This window comes from Dyadobacter sp. CY345 (assembly GCF_021502725.1).
GTDB lineage: Bacteria > Bacteroidota > Bacteroidia > Cytophagales > Spirosomataceae > Dyadobacter.
This window is the reverse complement of record NZ_JAKFFS010000006.1, coordinates 319,623-338,953: the sequence shown is the minus strand read 5'-3', so window position 1 is coordinate 338,953 and position 19,331 is coordinate 319,623. Positions and strand designations below refer to the sequence as shown.

The window sequence follows — 19,331 nt, the reverse complement described above, 5'->3', positions numbered from 1 at the left end:
ATCAAGAAATCTACACACTAGGGTTATTATGGTATTAACCGATTTCAATAGCCTTCAATTCAGTTAACCCTAATTCTGCTTCAATTTGTAAGCCGTTCAATTGCTCTTTCAGATCAACCGGGCGAATGTTGTTTTTGAGTTCACCTTCAATTTTTTTGTATTTATCTGCGGTACCAAGCAAGCCAACGGAAAACAGTGACGACCGGAATTTATGAACGACCTGGCGCAATTTTTCATTATCTCCGGAACTTTCAGCCTGATGAATCATCGAGGACTGGACTTCCAGTTCATCTTCAAAAAGTGAAATAAGTTCTTTTTGAAGGTCTGGATCGCCGCCGGTAATTTCGTTTAGATAGGTAATATTTACAATATTAGTGCTCATAGATTCTTCATTGTGATGGGTAATTGTATTGGTTTCATTAAAGTTGGTATTTTGTCTTCCGGTCAGGCTGGAAATGGTATTTAACAGTTCAATTTCCCGGAAAGGTTTTGAAATATAGCTGTTCGCCCCAATGCTCAGACATTCTTCCTTTTCTCCAACCATCGCATGGGCCGTCATCGTGATGATCGGCAGCGTCTGAGAAATTGAGCTTCTAATCTTTTTAATGGCCGTATAGCCATCCATAATCGGCATTTGAATATCCATCAAAACCAGATCGTAATTATTTTTCTCTATGGCTTCAATCGCTTCCTGACCGTTGCCGACGATGGTCAGATCAATCGAAAGTCGCTCGAAAATAGCTTCAAGAAGTTTTTGATTCAAAATGTTGTCCTCAGCAGCCAAAACGTGGATGTTTCCAATATGGGCCGGTTCATTGTTGAATGAATCTTCACTATCTGATGGCGTATAATCCGTCACTACCTCAAACGGGAAATCCAGAATAAAAGTTGTTCCATGGCCAAACTGGCTTTCCACTTTAATTGTTCCGCCAAGGATTTGCACGAGTGATTTAACGATACTAAGTCCTAATCCTGTACCGCCGAAAAGCCTTGTTGTACTTTCCGATGCCTGAACAAATCTTTCAAAAATTTTATCAACCTTATCTTCCGGAATACCAATTCCGCTATCTGTTATCGTAAAACGAATGGTTTGCAGATTATCGACAATTGGCGAAACCGGCATCGCCTGAATTTTCACAGAACCTTTTTCTGTAAATTTTATGGCATTTCCACATACATTTAAAAGTATCTGGGAGATGCGGAGCTTGTCGGTAATAATAACTTCAGGTAGATCGGAAGACAGATGCTTTTCATAATGAATACCTTTTTCATTCGCGCGCTGATTGATAATAACCGAGACTGACTCGATTAGCTCCGAAATTGACGTATTCGTTTTGTCGAGAATAACCTGTCCTGCTTCAATCTTGGAAAAGTCTAAAATATCGTTGATCAGTTCGAGAAGATTCCTGCTGGCCATTCTGATATAACTGACGAAATCTTTACTTTTCTTTTCAAAAACCTGCTCTTCCAAAAGACTGGTAAATCCGATAATAGCATTTAATGGTGTCCGGATTTCATGGCTGACATTAGAGAGAAATATATCTTTCACACGAACCGACTTTTCGGCTAGTTTTCTGGCCTTTTCAAGGGTTGCCTCATAATTCGCCCGCTCTGTGATGTCTCTGAAAACAGAGATAGCATTTGTAATTTCACCATCCAGCCCCAGGACCGGACGCACGCTTGTTTCCAAATGAAAAAGCGCATTGTCTTTGATCAGATCAATTTTATTCCCATCCGATTTTTCTCCTTCCAAGGCACGGCTTACAGGTAAAGTGTCAGGGGTGAAGCGGATGTTGTAGGTCGATGGATCTAGGAGAACCAATTTACTAACTTGTTCAGCCAGGGTTTCAAGTTTACCGGTCAAGCCAAGCATTTCCCGGCCGGATTGATTTAACAAAACGATATCTTTTTTGGTATTTAAGACCATAACACCATCCGGAATCGCTTCAATATATTGAGCCAGGATTTGTTCTTTTTGCCGTATTTCCAGTTCAAGCTGCCGTTGTTTTTTTTGATTCCAGAGCAGGGATATTACGGCAAAGGCGGTGAGTAAAAAGCCGAAGATACTTGTGCCAGTAATAAATAAAGTTGTCTTTTTTTGCGTTTTTTGTATCAGTGCGCGCTGTTGGTCAAGATGACTTTTTTCCGAATGCTCAATGGCAGCGATTGTATTCGTCAGCAATTTGTTGAGTCTTATGCCTTCTCCCTGCTTTATCAGTTCAAAAGCTTTCTCATTTCCCTGCTCACGGTAAACATTCATTACATTCTGTGCGTTCTTCACAATTTGCCCGGAAATTTCCAGCAGTTTCCTCACCCGAGCCGTCTGTACTCTATCACCTTTGACAAGGTTAAACAACGTATCACTCATACCCAAAAGTTTAACTTTTGTAGCATAAGTATCGGCCAGCAATGTCTCATTTCCAGTTATGACATACTCATTCATGTTCGACTGCGCATCTTTGGTAGATAATCCAAAATTTGCAGTTTGATTCAGTATCCTTACAGTTACGTTAACACCGTGATTGTGGAGCGATAAATCCTGTACATTTTTGTATGCAAAGTATTGAGAGGCGAAGATTAAGATCAGTCCGATTAAAATACTGATGTACGACCACCGGAGTGCTTTGTCTTTGAATGAAGTCTGCATGAAGAAAATGTTCCCGTTGAGTCTTACTTCAAATGTAGTATTGTTACCTGAAAAGTAAAAATAATTTTACATTCGGCGCTCGGAATGTGAAGTTATTGGAAAACAGGGAGGGAAATTGGAGAAGTCTTATTAATACCGTCGAAGGTAATAAAATAGATATATGCGGCAGAGATGTCCAATAATTTGAGAAAAATTTGATCTTTGCAATCAGCTCGCACGAGATTGCAAAGACTATCATCAGACGTCTAACCCTAATTTATAGAGTGGATACCATTCCGTCGAATTTGGCTACTACATTGTTTCTAAACGAAAGTGGAGCAGGGCTTTTAAGATTCATCACCAACAGCACCAGTCCTTCTCTGGTAATCAATATTGTTGGATCAGGTTTTCCTGATGGCCATAAGTTTGGAGACGGTATGAAATTACTTGTCTTAAATTCTCTGGTACAATTAAGCGTTTCGATTGATCTTAAAATATCATTGTGAGATTTGCCGAATTGATCAGCAACTTCTGATGAAGAGGTGGTTGGTTTCCCATTATGGAAAGAGATGAAATACATGCCTATCTGTGTTTGGTTTAAAACATAAAAACAAATATCATACCAGGCACATATCAACTTTTCCACATGGGGAACATTTTAACTGTAACGGTCGTTTCGCCATGGATATGCCGTATTAGAATAGCCCCTCAGCTCCCAGAAACCCAGTTTATTTTTATTTAAAAATTCTATGCGGTTAATCCATTTGGTACCTTTCCATGCGTAAAGTTGTGGAGTAATCATCCTCACCGGACCGCCATGATCTTTTTCCAGGGGTTTATTATCGGCAGTATGAACTAACAATACATCATCTTTCAATGCTTCTTCGATAGTGATATTTGTTGTGTATTTATCATAGCCATAACAAAGAATATGAGTCGCTGTCGATTTAGGAGATACCAAGGCAGCAAGGTCCGCGAGTTTCACCCCTACCCACGGAACGTCCATGCGGGACCAGGTGGTTACACAGTGAAAATCACTGACATCTTTCGTTTGGGGTAAGGACATAAAATCTTGCCAGGATAACTCCAAAGGAGATTCAACTTCGCCGTTGATCGTCAATTTCCAATTTAACGTTGAAATATCAGGTTTGAAACCCAGATCCAGCACTGGCCATTTTGTAGTTTTTATTTGTCCAATCGGCAGCTGAGGCATACCGTGCCTGTTGATGGGCCCAGTTCCCATAGGTTGTTCGTCTGACACGGATGGGGTTTGCAACATTTTTTCCTCAAATCGGGCTTTAAGTTTTAACCTCGCTTCCACGATTTTGTCAAGCTTATCATTTTCAGACATGAGATATATGTTTGTGTCGATTTATCAGTTCAATTCAGTTAATAGCCCGTTCAGATTCAGGACGCGCGTATACATTTCCAAAGAACCATCCTCCGCTACTGGCCAAAGCTCTTTTGGGCGATCCCAGTATAATTCAATTCCATTGTTATCTGGATCATTCAAATATATAGCCTCAGAAACTCCATGGTCGCTGGCGCCGCTAAGCGGGTAATGAGAATCAATAAGGCGTTTGTAAATCCGGGCAAGATCTTTTCTGGATGGATACAAAATAGCCGTATGAAAAAGCCCGACGCCGTCCCGGCTAGCTGGTGGAAAGCCTTTGCTATACCAGGTATTTAACCCAATATGATGATGGTAACCGCCTGCGGAAATAAATGCAGCCTGATCCCCGTAACGTGCGGTCAATTCAAATCCCAATAGTCCACAATAAAAATCGAGTGCTTTTTCAAGATTAGAAACTTTTAGATGAACATGTCCGATACGTGTGTCTGCCGGGACTGTGTAATCAGTGGGATTCATGGGTGTTAATGTTATAATAACAATGCTTCATTGAGACTCTAATTTACAATCAATTTCAAATAAAATCGGTAAAAAATGGAATGCTGTTTCTTTTATTCAAATAACATCATTTTATAAAAAATCATCAATGAACCGCCGCGAATCATTTACCTCCATTCTCGCTGTCTCCTCGGCAGCAGTTATTCCTTTGGAAATAAATAAGACGAAGCCTGCACCTTTTATCTATTCCCTGAACATGAGCACATTACGTGGCCACAAGCTGGGCTTCAGAAAAGAGCTGGAAGTGGCTGCAAAAGCTGGATTTAAATCTGTGGAGATATGGGTAAATACTTTGCAGGATTTTTTGAAAACCAATTCCACAAAAGAAGCAAAAAGGATTATTGATGATCTTGGACTGAAAGTGGAAGACGTGATCGGTTTTGCAACCTGGATTGTCGATGACGAAAACGCTCGTTCAAAAGCGCTTGAACAATTAAAACTTGAAATGGATCAACTGGCTGAAATTGGTTGTCCGAGAGTAGCTGCACCGCCAATGGGCGCAACTACCGGAGCGGCGTTGGAGCTTCCCAGAATAGCTGAACGGTACCGGAAAATCCTTGAATTAGGCGAGCAGACGAAAGTTGTTCCGCATCTTGAATTGTGGGGATTTTCAAAAAATCTGAGCCGTGTGGGCGAGCTATTGTACGTAGCAGTTGAGTCAGACCATCCGTCAGCCCGTGTTTTGATGGACGTTTATCATTTACATAAGGGTGGGTCCGGAATGGACAGTGTCAAAGATGTAGGAAAGCCTTTGATCGAAATTTTTCATATAAATGATTATCCCGAAACTCCTCCGCGTGAAGCCATAACAGATGCTGACAGGATATACCCCGGCGACGGTGTTGCGCCGTTAAAAGGATTGCTTACTTCGCTGAAAAATCCTGAAAGGCCGGTTATTCTTTCTTTTGAAGTGTTTAATAAGGATTATTATGCACAAGACGCTCTTGTAGTTGCAAAAACAGGGTTGGCAAAAATGATGAAGGTAACGGATGGGATATAAGGTTTCTGTTAAAACCCACCTTAGTAAAGTGGACATTTTATTCTTATCTTTGGGTAAAATGTCTCTTATGAATAATTTAAAAGAACTTAGGGGGAATATCTCGGTCAATGAAATGACCTGGCTGATATTGGGCGGTGAAAAATCGATTGGACAAAAACCGGTATCCGGCCTGGATTATTTGGTTGCGGCAACGTCCGGTATCCCAAAATCATCAGTTGAAAACCTTGCCAATGTTTTGAACATTCCGATGAGAGATATGGCGATATTGTTAAACCTATCGTACAAAACGCTCACAAGAAAGAAGAAGGACGAAGTTTTTGGAAATTTGGTTTCCTCGCTCTCCGTAGAAATTGCTAATACCGTAGCAAAAGGTTTGGCTGTCTTTGAAGATACGGAAAGGCTAAACAGGTGGCTTCACAAAGAAAACAAAGCTTTGAAAGGACAGAAACCTTTTGATCTTTTGAATACTCCAACCGGTATTAAGTTGGTCAGTCAGATCTTAGGAAGAATCGAGGATGGCGTTTATTCTTAAGACATGATTTTATATCGAATCGCAAAAAAGAAAGAAAGGGCGCGGGATCTCAGCGGGCAAGGCGCAGCAAGTGAAGGAGGTCGATGGAATAGTGAAGGTATTTTTGCCCTATACACAAGTGAAAGTCGAGCTTTGGCAATGCTTGAATTATTGGTGCATGTGGATGAAACGGAACTACCGCCCAATCTTTTTGTAATGACGATCGAAGTGGAGAACTCTGCAAGATTTTACGAAATGCCGGACGGGGAAATGCCGGATGATTGGCGAGCTACCGAAAATCTTGTTTTGAAGCAGCTCGGCGATGAATTCTTCAAAACAAGAAAATATATTGGCGTTAAAGTCAGACGTGCAGTGATGCCCAGGAATACAATTATGTTCTTAATCCATTATTCCCGCGTTATTACGATCTTGTTCAAATTCTATCAATAGAAGAATATCAAAAAGACAGGCGTCTCTAACATCTAATTTCATTCAATAAATCTCATTCGCAGAAGTAAGAATAACGGGTTTGCCATCTGTTACAATTATCGTATGCTCGTGCTGGGCGACGAACCCACCCTTGTTTCCTGTCATAGTCCATCCGTCTTTTCCATGATCTGCATAGGTGGATGCCGTTGAGATAAAGGTTTCAATAGCCACAACCGAATTTTTTCTAAAACGCTGTTTGTTGTCATGGACATAACAATTCAGGATCTCGTGCGGGTCTTCATGCAGGCTTCGTCCAACACCATGTCCAGCCAGATTTTTAATCACTTTAAAACCCGATTTTCTGGCTTCCATTTCAATAAACCGGCCTATTTCGGAAATTTTTACGCCTCCCTTTATCCGGCTGATTGCCTTTTGTAAAATTACCTTTGAAGCATCAACAAGCGCCTTATGATTATTGATATCTTCGCCCAGAATGAATGAGCCGCCATTATCTGCCCAGAAGCCATCAAGTTCTGCCGAGACGTCAATATTAATCAGATCGCCCTCTTTAAATATTTTTGTTTCAGACGGAATGCCATGTGCCACTTCATGATTAACACTGATACAAGTCCATCCTGGAAAACCATAGGTTAAACGAGGAGCCGATTTTGCTCCCATTTCGATCAGGATTTTTCCGCCAAAATCATCAAGTTCTTTTGCGGTCATGCCTGGCCGCGCGAAGTCACGCATTCGTTTTAAAGTGATTGCGACGGCTTCACTTATTTTTTGCATTCCTGATAATTCAGCGGCAGATGTAATTGACATAATTTTATTGCTTTAATCGAAATAACCAGAACAGGTTTTAAAATCGAAATAAGTTCAGCAGATAGGGCATACCGTTCACCGCAATTTCTAAATTCTGATCAGGTTTTATCTTGGTTAACCAGCGGTAACCTGTGGAAGGTTCCGGAATTACATGTTTTCATTAAGATATAATCCTAAAAAAATGAGTCGGATGTAATAACTGAAAAGTGTCTAGTATGTTGGTTTATAAGTATTTAATAGATGTTTTTAATTTCTAATTTTTTATTATAATTTTAATACTTCTTCTGCATAGAAACAATATCACCATGGCGAATTATAACTTAACAGTAAACAACAAAAAAATCAGGGTCGATGTCGAACCGGATATGCCACTTTTGTGGGTATTGAGGGATTTTGCCGATCTGAAAGGTACCAAATTCGGATGCGGGATGGCGCTTTGTGGCGCTTGCACAGTTCATCTGGATGGTCAGCCTGCCCGCTCATGCCAGACACCCATTTCGAGTGTCTCGAAAACGACGAAGATTACAACAATTGAGGGAATTGGTGACGGAAAACTTCACGCGATTCAACAGGCCTGGATCGAAGAACAAGTGCCGCAATGCGGTTATTGCCAGTCAGGGCAGATTATGTCTGCTGTGGCGTTGCTAAAAGAAAAGCCGACTCCCACAGACGAGGATATCGACTCGGCAATGAGCGGAAATCTTTGCCGTTGTGGTACGTATGATCGCATCCGCAAAGCTATTCACCGTGCAGCTGATACGATCAAAGTATCTGAAAAAGGTATTGGCAAGAATTAATTCCTTCACTCAAAGCGATATTAAAATTGGAAAATATAAAAGCAACACGCCGCGACTTTCTCAAAACGACCGGCCTGACATCCTTCGGACTTGCGCTGGGCATATCCTCTTTTGCCAAAGACGCGACGGTAAAGAAAATAATTCCGGCCATCTTAAAACTGGAAATTAATCCGTTCATCGTGATTGATACAGCCGGAAATATTACGATCATCAACCCTCGTCCGGATATGGGCCAGGGATCTACGCAGGCAGTACCATCGCTGCTGGCGGAAGAACTTGAAGTAAGCCTCGACCAGGTTAAAATTGCTCAGAGTGACGGAAAGGATAAATATGGAAATCAGACTTCCGGCGGGAGTAGTTCCGTAAGATCGCTTTGGGAACCTATCCGTAAGGCGGGGGCAGCCGCGCGTGAAATGTTAACGGAAGCTGCGGCAAAACGCTGGAACGTTCCGGTAAGCGAATGTTCTGCGAAAGACGGCGCAATCGTGCATAATCCTACTGGAAAAAGTCTAGGATATGGCGAACTCGCAGACGATGCTTCCAAACTTGAAGTGCCTAAAAACCCGAAATTAAAAGATCCGAAAGATTTTAAAATCATTGGAAAATATAACAAACGTCTTGATGTTCCGGAGCGGGTTACGGGTAAGGCAATTTACGGCCTTGACGTTGATATACCCGGAATGGTCTACGCCAGTATTCTACATTCGCCCTCGCTTCATGGAAAAGTTGTGTCTATTGATGACACGGAAACGAAAAAGGTGAAAGGTGTCTTGAAAGTTATAAAAACGGAAAGACCTATGCCACACAGGACTTCGGAGGCGGTAGCCGTTATCGGAACGAACTGGTGGGCAGCGCTGAAAGGGAAAAAGGCGCTGAATGTGAAGTGGGATAATGGCGATCTGGAAAAAACGATCAGCACCGAAAAGTACTTTGCTGAAACCTACCAAGCGGCTAAGAAGGAAGGTATTAATTATGAAGAAAAAGGGGATTTTTCTGCTAAATATGCTGCTGCGGAAAAGAAACTGGAAGCAAATTATGAAACACCATTTTTAGCACACGCGCCGATTGAGCCTGAAAATGCAATTGTTCATGTAAAAGATGACGGTTCGGTTGAAATCTGGGCGCCAGTGCAAGGGCCTGACTGGGCACTGAGAGATGTCTGTGCATACCTGAAAGTAGCTCCTGAAAAAGTCAAAATCAATGTGACTTTGCTTGGTGGAGCATTTGGCAGAAAGGCGTATCACGATTTTCTTTTGGAAGCCTGCCATCTTTCCCGCGAGCTGAAAAAACCTGTGAAGGTCATCTGGACACGTGAGGACGATATTTCACAAGGGCCGTACCGTCCTGGTATGCTCAGCCATATGCAGGGTTTTGTGGAAAATGGAAATATAACAGGTTATCATCACCATGCCATAGGTGAATCTATTGTTGGTCAGGTTTTTAAAGGTTTGAAATCTGATGAAGCTGATCCATGGTTGAGTGAGGAAATCAGTATGAATAATAACAAATACAGTTTTCCGGTTGCATCAAAAATCAGTTGGACAAACGTAAAAACGGATATTCCAATTGTTTGGTGGCGCTCGGTTTATGCTTCGAATTTTGGCTGGGGGCAGGAATGTTTTATTGATGAGCTGGCGCATCTTGCCGGAAAAGATCCGTTGAAAGCACGTATGGAGTTGATTAAGGATGACCGCTTTAAAAAGGTGCTCGAAACGCTTGCCGAAAAATCTGCCTGGGGAGAAAAACTTTCCGAAGGACAAGGTAAAGGAATTGCCGTATTTAAATCCTTTGACAGTATTTCTGCGACGTGCATAACGGTAACAAAAAAAGATCTGGGTGTGACCATTGATAAGGTTGTGACGGTGATTGATTGCGGTTATTATGTCAATCCGGATAACGTAAAAGCCCAGACTGAGGGGAATATCGTTATGGGTATAACAGCTGCGATCAAAGACGGTATTACATTCACGAACGGTGTTTGTGATCAAAGTAATTACCATCAATACAATATTATGCGACTGAATGAAACGCCAAAAATGGACATTCATATCGTGGACAGCGGCGCAAATCCGGGTGGAGTAGGAGAGCCAGGGCTGCCGCCGATTGCACCTGCTTTGGGGAATGCAATTTTTGCTGCAACAGGAAAAAGAATGCGGAAACTTCCTTTTGATATCAGTAATCTTGCGTAGTAAAAATTGCAAAAAAAAATCGTCCCAAGTCTGTATTTAGCTTTGGGACGATTTTTTTTGTTAGAGGTAAAATTAGTTTAAAACCTTCCAAATTTTAACGTGAGATTATAAGAAACGTTACTTAAATCTGAGTCCGACAATCCATCTCCTTTCGCACCGAATGTTTTTCGGTAAGAAACGCCGGGAGCAAATCTCATCCACTTTAAAAGATTAATCTCCAATTGCACACCCGGTTCCATCACGAAGAAACAGTTTGCATTTTGGTCGTCATCTTCCCATTCGTCCAAATCATCAAAATCGTCCCAATCATTTCTTCTATCGTAACGAAGCGTAAATCCCGCGCCTGTTGTCATATTGGCTACCAGGTGAACCGCTTTATTGGAAGCAAAAACATATTCAGTCATAAGACCAAATTGTCCATATTGATACGTCATTTTCTGATCAGTCGGTTGATTGAACGAGTAAGGTGCAGGTATGTAATTTGTCGTTGCGGCAAGACTTGCTCCAATCAAAAACTTGCTGTTTACAAACCAACCTCCATAGATTTCGGGCATGTTTGCATAATCACCGTTGATCGTAGTGAATTTGTTTGAGATGGCTGCGTATCCGCCTGACCTGTTAATACCATGGCCCTTAAATACTGTCTGAACTCGCTGAGCGAAAGCGCTCGAAGCGGTTAGCATAATTGCCAGAAATGTAATTTTAGTAAGTTGTGTTTTCATGACCCAGATGTTTTTGGTGCTATGACAATCCAAAATTCAAAGGCCCCTATTTTGTTGGTAAGATTTAAAGAAAAAACTGCCGGAGTTTGTTATGGCTCCGGCAGTTTTTGATATCTAATAATAGCATGTTTTATTCTGCACCATCGGTCAATGCACGCTGAACGGCATAATTGCCAACTTTATGACCCGTGACCAGTCCTTCTTCGCAGTCAAAACGATAGTGGATTAGACCATAAATTCTCGAAACCGATGCTTCAACCGCCATTGCTTCAAGTTCCTCTTTATCTTTTGGGAAAATATGCGAAAGAACTTCTGCTGCCGCGCCAGAGAACATTGAGTGGCCTGATGTATACGAAGGAAAGTTCGGAAGTCCAACAGAAGTTTTCACCGCGCGATTCATCTGATTAGGCCTTGGGTAATAGTAGTAATATTTAGCATCCCAGCATGCTACACCCGCGTCCTGCATGGCTGTTCCAACCAAAGCGAAAGTTCTCGCTGTGCGGACTTCGCTAAAATTATTTGCATGTGCCAAAGTCGCAGCCTTCCGATGCCAATGTCCCGGAGGGGTATAACTACCAACGCCATCTGCCCAGTAATTGGCAATACGAGCTTGTTCGCGCGTTTGTTTTTTTGCGATTGAAAGTAATTCGTCCATGTTTTCTTTGAACTCCGGACCATCAATTACAGGCGGCGCTTTTGGGCGCAAGGCAACAACAGTCGCAGAGTTAAAATTCCAGGGCTGAACGAAACCATATGTTGGAAGCATCGGCGGACGTGCAGGAAACTCCTGACTTTGCCACGTCTGAACAATACCCAACTTTACCGCATTTGCGATCATTTCCTGAGTTTTGGCCTGATTGTTTGCTGCACCCATACCATCAGCTTTTGCACGTGCCATTATTTTTTGTCCGACAGCTTTCCCGAGTGCGTCGCCGGCAGTGATGTCACTTTCAACATTCATACCTGCCCAAAGACGGCTGTTTTTATGTTCTGCCAGTTTTGCTTCCAGGAAAGGAACCTCACCGGGAAACATCGCTTTCAAAATTTCGAACGATGCAGCGGCCACGACAGCATCTTCTGACGGATAGGTAGGAAGATCAGAAACCGGGAGGATCGCTTTTATAGAAGCATCTGTCTTGGAGGGAGCCTTGCGATTGTACTTAAATTTATAGTTCCATGCCGATACCAAAGCGTCATACTGGGCAACGCTAAGATAAGCAAGTGCTCTTGCTGTATAGGGTGGATTTGCGAACGGAAACTTCGGGTCTGCGAGTGGATTTGCAGCATCAGGAACGGGATATTTGCCTTCAGTATTCGGCGCAGGCGGGTTGTTGTAACGCGCAGCCAGTTCTCGTGCAATTTCGTTCCAGCGAAATGAAGCGCCTGCTCCCCAGTAGTTAATAATCTCGCGCTGAGCGGATGTTACTGCACCAGCGGTTTCTTTAAGTTTGTTTACTTCTGCCAAATATTCCGCGGAAGTTTCTGATTTCGGTTCAGCAACGACTATTTCATTTGACGAAGCTAAAACAATGGTCTTCCAGTTTCCTGCGTTCGCGTCAATCGTTGAAGGTATGTTGATGGCCGCAGAAGGTTCATTGACTGATTTACTGCAAGAAAAGATTGTTACTGCAAGAAAAAAACTCCCTGTCAATGAAATTACTCCCGGCCAAACTTGAATTGATTTTATATACTTTTTCATCTGATTTCTATAATAACACGATTTACTTTTTTGCCGATTTCAAATACGCAAACTGGTATAAAATACCTGCCTGATAGGTCATAGCCTGGCCTACATTTTCGCCGTCAATGACACGCGCTACCCTGACGTTGAAGCCAAGATTTTTCGGTTGAAATTTGCCATAAAAACCAACAGCTGTTGATTTCATATTATTTGTTGGAAAAGGCATCGCATTGCGACGGATATTGTCGCCGTCAGTGCATGCACCATATTCAGCAAAGACCTCCGTCTGGAGATATTTATTAGTATAGCCCAAACGACCGGACAAGTCGTATGCATTGGGAACACTTACTTCATTGGTATTGTAAAGCGTTTCGCCCATCAGGTAAGAATCTCGGTCGATCTTGATTTTGCTTCTAAAAATATAACTTCCGAATGCCGTAGCGTATATGCCGGTTTTGTGTTTATAACGAACAACAAGCCGTCCTGTGGCTGTTTTGCATTGAAGTCCGATCGACATTGGCATGAAGTCCGGGACATAATTGGTGACAGGTATCGAACCGCCAATAACTGCGTTCAGCGAAAGGCCTCCCTGGTTGAAGAAACGATATTTAAGCCAGCCGGAAACATCCTGAACGCCTTTGTTCCATTTTAAATTACCTGCACTTGCTTGCGTCCAGATATACGGAAGGCCAACAATGACATTCAGATTTTTGGTCACACCCACAGCCAGCATTGCCATCGCAGTTTGTGTCGTTTGCGTTCCGATATTGAGGTTATCTCTCTTGGTAGTGCCCTCCCAATATTTGTCCCAGGCGGTATGATTGTAGGAAAGAGCAAGGCAGGCAGTGCCTTTGTTCATATAAATTGCGTCATTAGGCATCTGCGCAAAGGCATAACTTGCTAAGAATGACAAAGTAATTGTCAATTTCAAAAGACGCATTTTTGATTGTATAGTTTTCAGCATATCAGATAGGTCAATTAATACCGCAGAATAATCTGCAAGTCCATAAAAGGAGGTTATTACAATACTGGAAAGCAGCCATAGAACATTTGTCCAAGGCTTGCAAAGAAAATTTTCGAATTGAAAATTTAGGAAAGAATTAGGTTTTCCGGGGGAGGTGTCCGCAGCTGTCTAACCCAGAACATGTATTTTACTTGTTCTGACGGGTAATTAACAGAAGCTTTTTGTACAGCGGTTGCCGACTGAAAAATAACAAATGCAGTTTGATTTTGAACGTAGTTTTTCAACAGGTTATCCAGTATTTTCATGGCCTTACCCTTCTGGTTTTCAGGGTTTTCGCTGGTCTGGTCGGCCAGGGATTGCATTCTATCCGCCAATTCAAAGAAATGATCCCGTGCTGCCTGATTCGACTTTACGGTCACATACAAAGTATCATTGGTATGTTTGACGTGCGTGGCATTATAAAACTGACCATTAGATTTAATTAATCCGTCAAGTCCCTCAGTATTTTCCCAGTCGGAAGAATAGGGAAGGGATGGCATATACACTTTTAACAATTCATATTCACCAGCCGAAGTATTAGTTGAAGGACTTTCATACTTGTTATCAAACAATAAAATAGCAGTTGTGAGCCCAAACATATTGTAGAGCAACAGCACCAGTAAGCCGATAACAGCAATTTTTTTCAAGTCTCAGGGAAAATGTAAACCAAATGTAATAAATAATTTACTAATTTGATACGGTCATTTTGCTAAAATTATACTTATAAGAGGATAATTATTATGATTTTAATTAATATACCAATCATTCGACAATTCTGTCTTGCAGCAACTGTCTTTGTTATTACCTGTTGCGAATGCTCAGCGCAGTCAAAAACTTTTACTAAGCAAGACTTTCAAAAATTGGATAACCTGTTGGGTATCTGGAAGACTGAGAAGAAAAACGGAGTTTTATATGAATCATGGGAAAAAGTTTCAGACAACGAACTGCAAGGGAAAAGTTTCAAAATTACAGGTGCTGATACCATTGTTCTGGAAAGAGTAAGACTGGCACTGGATCAAAATTTCCAAATTGTTTTTGCAGTCCGGGTAGACGGGGAAAATGATGGAAAAGAGACTTTATTCTATCTGTCAAAAGTTACCGGTAGTGACTATATTTTTGAAAATCCGAAGCATGACTTTCCGAAGCGAATCGTTTATGCGATCCCGAAAGGGGATTTACTGCATGCTTATATAGAGGGAGAAATTGAAAGTAAAAACCAGAGGTCAGATTTTAAATTTACTCGCGATTTGCAAAAACACTAAATCAGGTCTTATGACTCTTTTTGAATTTTCTTCTTAATATTGAAGTAAAAAGCCCCATCTGATGAAGCGATCGAACATTAACCCCATGCCTGAATTTTTTGACAGGTATATCCTCCTGGTTGAAGATATTGACATTTTTGAAGCATTTGAAAAATATGCTCCTGAAAGAGTTTACGAGGAAATTGACAAGTTAATATTGTTAAACGAACAGGTCTACGCTCCTGAAAAATGGACCGTTAAAGATATTTTGCAGCATGTGATCGACAATGAAAGGATTATGAGTTACCGTGCGCTGCGGTTTTCAAGAAATGACGATACCGTCCTGCCGGGTTATGAGGAGCAACTACTTGCCGCTAACACCATTGCGAATAAACGCACCGTTGAAAATCTCATGGAAGAGTTTTCGGTAGTCAGAAAATCAACAGAACTTTTATTCAAAAATATGAGTGATGAAATGATATTAAGAAGCGGAGTGGCGTACAAAAGTGAAATTTCGGCTTTGGCTCTTGGATTTGTTATCATCGGTCACGCCATTCATCACATGCGTGTTATCGGCGAACGATACTTTCCACTTCTGGATTGATACCAAAAAGGGCAGCTGTGGAAAAAACAGTTGCCCTCATTTAAGAAATTTAGCCAAGTCAACCAAGTTGTTCAAGTGCCTTCTCAACCGAAGTCACGGGCAACTGGCAAGTTTTATCGTAACAAATATAAATCGCAGTTTCGTTATTTAACGGAGTTCTGTTTTCTAATAATGGAAGCGCTGAGGAAGTAGTTGTTCCTGCCATTATTTTATTTGGGATAAAAAAGCGGTCAAAATCTTTCCGGATATCGTCAGCATTTTCTCCCACAATGACAACTTCCACCGTAAGCGTCACACGCTGGCAATAAAGTGCCGCCCAGTTGGTTACCCACTGAACGTCGGTAAAAATCAATCTGCTCATTTTAGAAAGCATCTGATCTGACAATTCTAAATAATCGGTACGATCCAGCATTTTTCCCAGCACATAAAGATTCTGTGCCATAATTGAATTCGAAGCCGGGATAACATTATCAAAAAGCTCCTTTTTTCTGGCGATCAATGCCTCTCCCTCGCTGTCTGTGAAATAAAAATAACCTTCCGATGTATCAAAAAAGTTGGCAATTGAATAATCAGTAAGCGTTGTAGCCTTTTCAAGCCATTGTTCGTCGAAAGTGATCTGATACAATCCCAAATACCCCTCTATGATCGCAGCATAATCTTCCAGAAATGCCGTAATACTTGCCGTTCCGTTTTTATAACTATGCCATAATCTACCGTTTTCGGTCATCCTTTCGGAAATGAAAATCCCAGTCTGTACAGCAAGATTACGGATTTTTTCGTCGCCAGTTGCCTGATAGGCAGTCGTCAGGCCTTTGATCAACAGGCCGTTCCAGGAAGCTAAAATTTTATCATCCAATCCCGGCCTGATGCGTGAAGCACGTGCCGCAAGTAGTGTCCCTAGCACGTTTTTGTATTTTTGTTCAAAACCTTCCTCATAAATCCCAGCCGCCTTTGCAGTTTGCGTTACATAGTTGGTCAGGTGTAAATGATTGTAGCCATCCTCCCAATTACCATGAGCGCTGATGTTATATAATTTGGCAAACCACTCAAAATCATCTCCCAGAATTTCCTTCAATTCTGCCTTTTTCCAGATATAAAATTTCCCTTCAATACCTTCGCTGTCTGCATCGAGTGCTGAATAAAAACCACCTTCCGCGCTTAGCATTTCATTTTCTAGCCAGGAAATAGTCTGGTGAATTCGTTCAGCATATAAAGGATTTTGCGTCAGCGCATAACCTTCGGAAAAGATACCCAGCAGCTGCGCATTGTCGTAAAGCATCTTTTCGAAATGCGGAATAAACCATTCATCATCGACAGAATATCTCGCCCATCCGCCGCCAACGTGGTCATATATGCCGCCGAGAGCAATTCTGTTCAAGGTCAATTCTAGCTGTGCAAGAGCTTCCGGATTCTGTGTAATATCAAAATAACGCAGCAGAAATTTGTAGATTGAAGGCATCGGGAATTTCGGGGCCCGATCCATTCCACCTTTAACAGTATCAAAATTTTGCTTTAATTTCTCAAATATTTCGTCCAGCGCTTCAACAGTGTATCCATCCGCTGATGAAGCAAGTCCGTATTTATCAATGTCTGACCGGACCATATTTTCGACAAACCCCTCAGCGGAACTTGCAAGCTCGTCAAAGTGATTTGTAAAAGCATTGTGGACGCTTTTCAAGAGCTGCACCCAGTTTTGCTGAGGAAGATAGGTGACGCCATAAAACGGCTTTGAGTCGGGCAAAAGAAAAACATTCAAAGGCCATCCACCGCGGGTTCCCATGGCCTGGAGAGCATCCATATATACAGCATCCACGTCAGGCCGCTCCTCGCGATCAACTTTTATGCAAACGAAATACTCGTTCATGATCTCAGCCACATTGTCGTGCTCGAAACTTTCACGTTCCATCACGTGGCACCAGTGACAGGCTGAATAACCAATACTCACCAAAATCGGCTTGTTTTCTGATTTCGCTTTTTGAAGTGCAAGATCGCCCCACGGATACCAATCCACAGGATTATTCGCGTGCTGCAATAAGTATGGACTGGTTTCCTGGCTAAGACGGTTCATTATCTGGTGATGATTATTTTCTGAGTAATTGTTTTGTTCCGGCTTTTAAAACGGGCGAAATAAAGTCCGGTCGTCAAAGTCGGCAAATCAATGGGCAGGTCTGTTTCCCCAACCAATGATTGAAGTGTCCGCTCTACAATGACCGTGCCATTCTTGTCAAGCAAGGAAAATACTATGTCCGTAACTCCATTAATTCCGATCATCCTGATTTTTGAATCCGATGTTACTGTTGGGTTTGGAAATAAAAATGCTTCGGTGATTGTTGGCTCAGTTGCTGAATTATCCTGACTCAGGTCAAATTTGCATAGAAAAACTTCTTTGCCTTTTAGCTTTATTGTTTTAACCCAGTTTTGATGTGAAAGTGTTACGCTTGTTTCTGCATTGTCGGCAGCGTATGGGTTTTGTGCAGCGATCAAAATATTCCCGTTTTTCACTACACCACGCCATACCGGACGTTTGGAAGTCATTAGATCTCGCGCCGTTGTTGGAATAACAAGCTCATAATTCCCCTCAAACATGTCTTTGAATTCGGAAAGGCGATACAGACCGTAGATGAAATTTTCATATACGGTATAATTCTCATTGCGTGAGGTATCGTAGAAGCTATTGTCCCACAACCAAAGCCCTTTTGCTCCCGAAAAGAATGGGAAAATCGCAGTTGCCTGCGCCTGGAATGGCAGAATAAGCGGCACCGTTGGGTCAAAACTATCATGAATCCGCATCCATACAAAAGGTATTATGGGCTTGTCGCTCCATGCTTTATTGACTTCTATCTGAAACAACAAATAGGTTAAATAATCCTTGCCGATCGGGCTTTCATAACCGTAATAATAATAAGGCGAAGGGGTGAGGGCATTCATCGCGTTATAAAAAGTGCCGCCCAATTTTCCGGAATTATCCTGGGTCAGGTAATGCGTTCTTGCCTGATTGGTGGTCCAATCCTGCCAGCTGTTACTTTCAATATTCAGCCATGTGGCTCTTACCGGAACATCACTGTAACTGGTTACTGTTGTCGAAGCATCAAGTCCTTTACTCTTTAAATGATTGATCGCTTCGGTATACCACCAGCGAATATCCCGTTTATAAGTGGCCAGGAAATCTGCATCTGACAAATTTCGGTAATTAGCAGGAATGACCGGATTTGCTTTTAATCTTAAAATGTCGCGGTCCTCGGTCAACATTCTTTCAACGTCCAGACAAATTACGTCAGCTTTGGGCACGCCGGTTCCGTATGAGTCGTTGAAAGTATTGGCCATATTGGTCAGGTACTGATCCCAAAGTCTTTTGTAGGTGATTGTATCATTTCCCCACGGACTTCTGATCGCATCCATGCCCCATGGTTGGTTTTCCGCGATGGTTGCAACACTGTTCCAAAGCATTGCCCTATTTTTCGCTGGAAGCGTATTTCCTTCATTGCCACTGAACAAAGCCAGATGGCTGAAACCATGTTTCAGAGGCGCAGATTCGGTGTCTCCAAAACGAGGTCCATTATAAATAATCTTGAATGGTAAAGAGAATTCGGGAAACTTTTCCCACTCAATTTTATTATTTGTTGTGACTGGTGTATAAATATAAGTTGGCTGACAATCCTGCGCGAAACACTGGACTGAGCTGAATATCAATAGTATAATTTTAATGTGTAAATTTTTTGATGACATATTTGTATGGACTTCGATAAGAATTGATGAAACAAATCGTTAATTTTGCAATACAGGCCGAAGAATCG

At 41.9% G+C, this 19,331-nt stretch carries 18 protein-coding genes; 7 read left to right on the top strand and 11 right to left on the bottom strand.

The annotated features are described in order from the left end of the window. Positions 1-34 precede the first annotated feature (34 nt). From L0657_RS24605 to L0657_RS24590, 4 genes are all read right to left on the bottom strand, one after another. Entirely contained in the window at positions 35-2,647 is a 2,613-nt protein-coding gene (locus L0657_RS24605) for an ATP-binding protein (protein ID WP_235153432.1), read from the bottom strand. A 256-nt stretch (positions 2,648-2,903) separates the two neighbouring features. Next, entirely contained in the window at positions 2,904-3,206 is a 303-nt protein-coding gene (locus tag L0657_RS24600; RefSeq protein WP_235153431.1) for a Rha family transcriptional regulator, read from the bottom strand. A gap of 78 nt (positions 3,207-3,284) precedes the next feature. Continuing rightward, the gene (locus L0657_RS24595) at positions 3,285-3,977 is read right to left on the bottom strand and encodes a molybdopterin-dependent oxidoreductase (protein WP_235153430.1); all 693 of its coding nucleotides are present in this window, start codon (positions 3,975-3,977) and stop codon (positions 3,285-3,287) included. A 24-nt stretch (positions 3,978-4,001) separates the two neighbouring features. Next, entirely contained in the window at positions 4,002-4,496 is a 495-nt protein-coding gene (locus L0657_RS24590) for a VOC family protein (protein ID WP_235153429.1), read from the bottom strand. Between the two features lie 127 nt (positions 4,497-4,623). On the opposite strand from L0657_RS24590, the gene L0657_RS24585 reads away from it, so the two are divergent. The 3 genes from L0657_RS24585 (at position 4,624) to L0657_RS24575 (ending at position 6,496) form a co-directional block, all read left to right on the top strand. After that, on the top strand, positions 4,624-5,535 hold the full coding sequence (locus L0657_RS24585; protein ID WP_235153428.1) for a sugar phosphate isomerase/epimerase: 912 nt from the start codon (positions 4,624-4,626) through the stop codon (positions 5,533-5,535). A gap of 67 nt (positions 5,536-5,602) precedes the next feature. Continuing rightward, on the top strand, positions 5,603-6,067 hold the full coding sequence (locus L0657_RS24580) for an antitoxin Xre/MbcA/ParS toxin-binding domain-containing protein (protein ID WP_235153427.1): 465 nt from the start codon (positions 5,603-5,605) through the stop codon (positions 6,065-6,067). A gap of 3 nt (positions 6,068-6,070) precedes the next feature. After that, positions 6,071-6,496, top strand: coding sequence for an RES family NAD+ phosphorylase (locus tag L0657_RS24575; RefSeq protein WP_235153426.1), 426 nt, complete (start codon positions 6,071-6,073; stop codon positions 6,494-6,496). 42 nt (positions 6,497-6,538) lie between these two features. Here L0657_RS24575 and map read toward each other — a convergent pair whose 3' ends face one another. Beyond that, complete coding sequence (gene map / locus L0657_RS24570) at positions 6,539-7,300, bottom strand: type I methionyl aminopeptidase (protein ID WP_235153425.1); 762 nt, start codon at positions 7,298-7,300, stop codon at positions 6,539-6,541. A 305-nt stretch (positions 7,301-7,605) separates the two neighbouring features. Between map and L0657_RS24565 the strand changes: the two genes are divergently transcribed. Together L0657_RS24565 and L0657_RS24560 are read left to right on the top strand one after the other, a co-directional pair. After that, on the top strand, positions 7,606-8,097 hold the full coding sequence (locus L0657_RS24565) for a (2Fe-2S)-binding protein (RefSeq protein WP_235153424.1): 492 nt from the start codon (positions 7,606-7,608) through the stop codon (positions 8,095-8,097). A gap of 26 nt (positions 8,098-8,123) precedes the next feature. Further along, positions 8,124-10,286, top strand: coding sequence for a molybdopterin cofactor-binding domain-containing protein (locus tag L0657_RS24560; protein WP_235153423.1), 2,163 nt, complete (start codon positions 8,124-8,126; stop codon positions 10,284-10,286). A gap of 77 nt (positions 10,287-10,363) precedes the next feature. Here the strand turns inward: L0657_RS24560 and L0657_RS24555 are convergent, their stop codons facing one another. From L0657_RS24555 to L0657_RS24540, 4 genes are all read right to left on the bottom strand, one after another. Then, positions 10,364-11,008: a hypothetical protein gene (locus L0657_RS24555; RefSeq protein ID WP_235153422.1), complete on the bottom strand. Its 645-nt coding sequence runs from the start codon at positions 11,006-11,008 to the stop codon at positions 10,364-10,366. Between the two features lie 130 nt (positions 11,009-11,138). Beyond that, positions 11,139-12,707 carry a phosphatase PAP2 family protein gene (locus L0657_RS24550; protein ID WP_235153421.1) on the bottom strand — a complete coding sequence of 523 codons (1,569 nt, stop codon included), beginning with the start codon at positions 12,705-12,707 and terminating at the stop codon, positions 11,139-11,141. Positions 12,708-12,729: 22 nt separating this feature from the next. Beyond that, the gene (locus L0657_RS24545) at positions 12,730-13,629 is read right to left on the bottom strand and encodes a hypothetical protein (protein WP_235153420.1); all 900 of its coding nucleotides are present in this window, start codon (positions 13,627-13,629) and stop codon (positions 12,730-12,732) included. Between the two features lie 149 nt (positions 13,630-13,778). After that, positions 13,779-14,339, bottom strand: a complete 561-nt coding sequence (locus L0657_RS24540; protein WP_235153419.1) for a hypothetical protein — start codon at positions 14,337-14,339, stop codon at positions 13,779-13,781. A gap of 213 nt (positions 14,340-14,552) precedes the next feature. Between L0657_RS24540 and L0657_RS24535 the strand changes: the two genes are divergently transcribed. Together L0657_RS24535 and L0657_RS24530 are read left to right on the top strand one after the other, a co-directional pair. Continuing rightward, the gene (locus L0657_RS24535; RefSeq protein WP_235153418.1) at positions 14,553-14,954 is read left to right on the top strand and encodes a DUF6265 family protein; all 402 of its coding nucleotides are present in this window, start codon (positions 14,553-14,555) and stop codon (positions 14,952-14,954) included. A gap of 61 nt (positions 14,955-15,015) precedes the next feature. Further along, positions 15,016-15,537 (top strand): DinB family protein, encoded by a 522-nt coding sequence (locus L0657_RS24530; protein ID WP_235153417.1) that lies wholly within the window; start codon positions 15,016-15,018, stop codon positions 15,535-15,537. 58 nt (positions 15,538-15,595) lie between these two features. Here the strand turns inward: L0657_RS24530 and L0657_RS24525 are convergent, their stop codons facing one another. Together L0657_RS24525 and L0657_RS24520 are read right to left on the bottom strand one after the other, a co-directional pair. After that, positions 15,596-17,605 (bottom strand): thioredoxin domain-containing protein, encoded by a 2,010-nt coding sequence (locus tag L0657_RS24525; RefSeq protein ID WP_235153416.1) that lies wholly within the window; start codon positions 17,603-17,605, stop codon positions 15,596-15,598. Continuing rightward, complete coding sequence (locus tag L0657_RS24520) at positions 17,605-19,263, bottom strand: T9SS type A sorting domain-containing protein (RefSeq protein WP_235153415.1); 1,659 nt, start codon at positions 19,261-19,263, stop codon at positions 17,605-17,607. Before L0657_RS24520 ends, L0657_RS24525 begins: the two co-directional genes overlap by 1 nt. Between the last annotated feature and the right edge of the window lie 68 nt (positions 19,264-19,331).

Coding starts and splice junctions, on each gene's coding strand:
- L0657_RS24520 (WP_235153415.1), bottom strand. CDS start 19,263: ATGTCATCAAAAAATTTACACATTAAAATTATACTATTGATATTCAGC.
- L0657_RS24580 (WP_235153427.1), top strand. CDS start 5,603: ATGAATAATTTAAAAGAACTTAGGGGGAATATCTCGGTCAATGAAATG.
- L0657_RS24595 (WP_235153430.1), bottom strand. CDS start 3,977: ATGTCTGAAAATGATAAGCTTGACAAAATCGTGGAAGCGAGGTTAAAA.
- L0657_RS24605 (WP_235153432.1), bottom strand. CDS start 2,647: ATGCAGACTTCATTCAAAGACAAAGCACTCCGGTGGTCGTACATCAGT.
- L0657_RS24550 (WP_235153421.1), bottom strand. CDS start 12,707: ATGAAAAAGTATATAAAATCAATTCAAGTTTGGCCGGGAGTAATTTCA.
- L0657_RS24590 (WP_235153429.1), bottom strand. CDS start 4,496: ATGAATCCCACTGATTACACAGTCCCGGCAGACACACGTATCGGACAT.
- L0657_RS24545 (WP_235153420.1), bottom strand. CDS start 13,629: ATGCGTCTTTTGAAATTGACAATTACTTTGTCATTCTTAGCAAGTTAT.
- L0657_RS24555 (WP_235153422.1), bottom strand. CDS start 11,008: ATGAAAACACAACTTACTAAAATTACATTTCTGGCAATTATGCTAACC.
- L0657_RS24525 (WP_235153416.1), bottom strand. CDS start 17,605: ATGAACCGTCTTAGCCAGGAAACCAGTCCATACTTATTGCAGCACGCG.
- L0657_RS24575 (WP_235153426.1), top strand. CDS start 6,071: ATGATTTTATATCGAATCGCAAAAAAGAAAGAAAGGGCGCGGGATCTC.
- L0657_RS24530 (WP_235153417.1), top strand. CDS start 15,016: ATGAAGCGATCGAACATTAACCCCATGCCTGAATTTTTTGACAGGTAT.
- map (WP_235153425.1), bottom strand. CDS start 7,300: ATGTCAATTACATCTGCCGCTGAATTATCAGGAATGCAAAAAATAAGT.
- L0657_RS24600 (WP_235153431.1), bottom strand. CDS start 3,206: ATGTATTTCATCTCTTTCCATAATGGGAAACCAACCACCTCTTCATCA.
- L0657_RS24565 (WP_235153424.1), top strand. CDS start 7,606: ATGGCGAATTATAACTTAACAGTAAACAACAAAAAAATCAGGGTCGAT.
- L0657_RS24585 (WP_235153428.1), top strand. CDS start 4,624: ATGAACCGCCGCGAATCATTTACCTCCATTCTCGCTGTCTCCTCGGCA.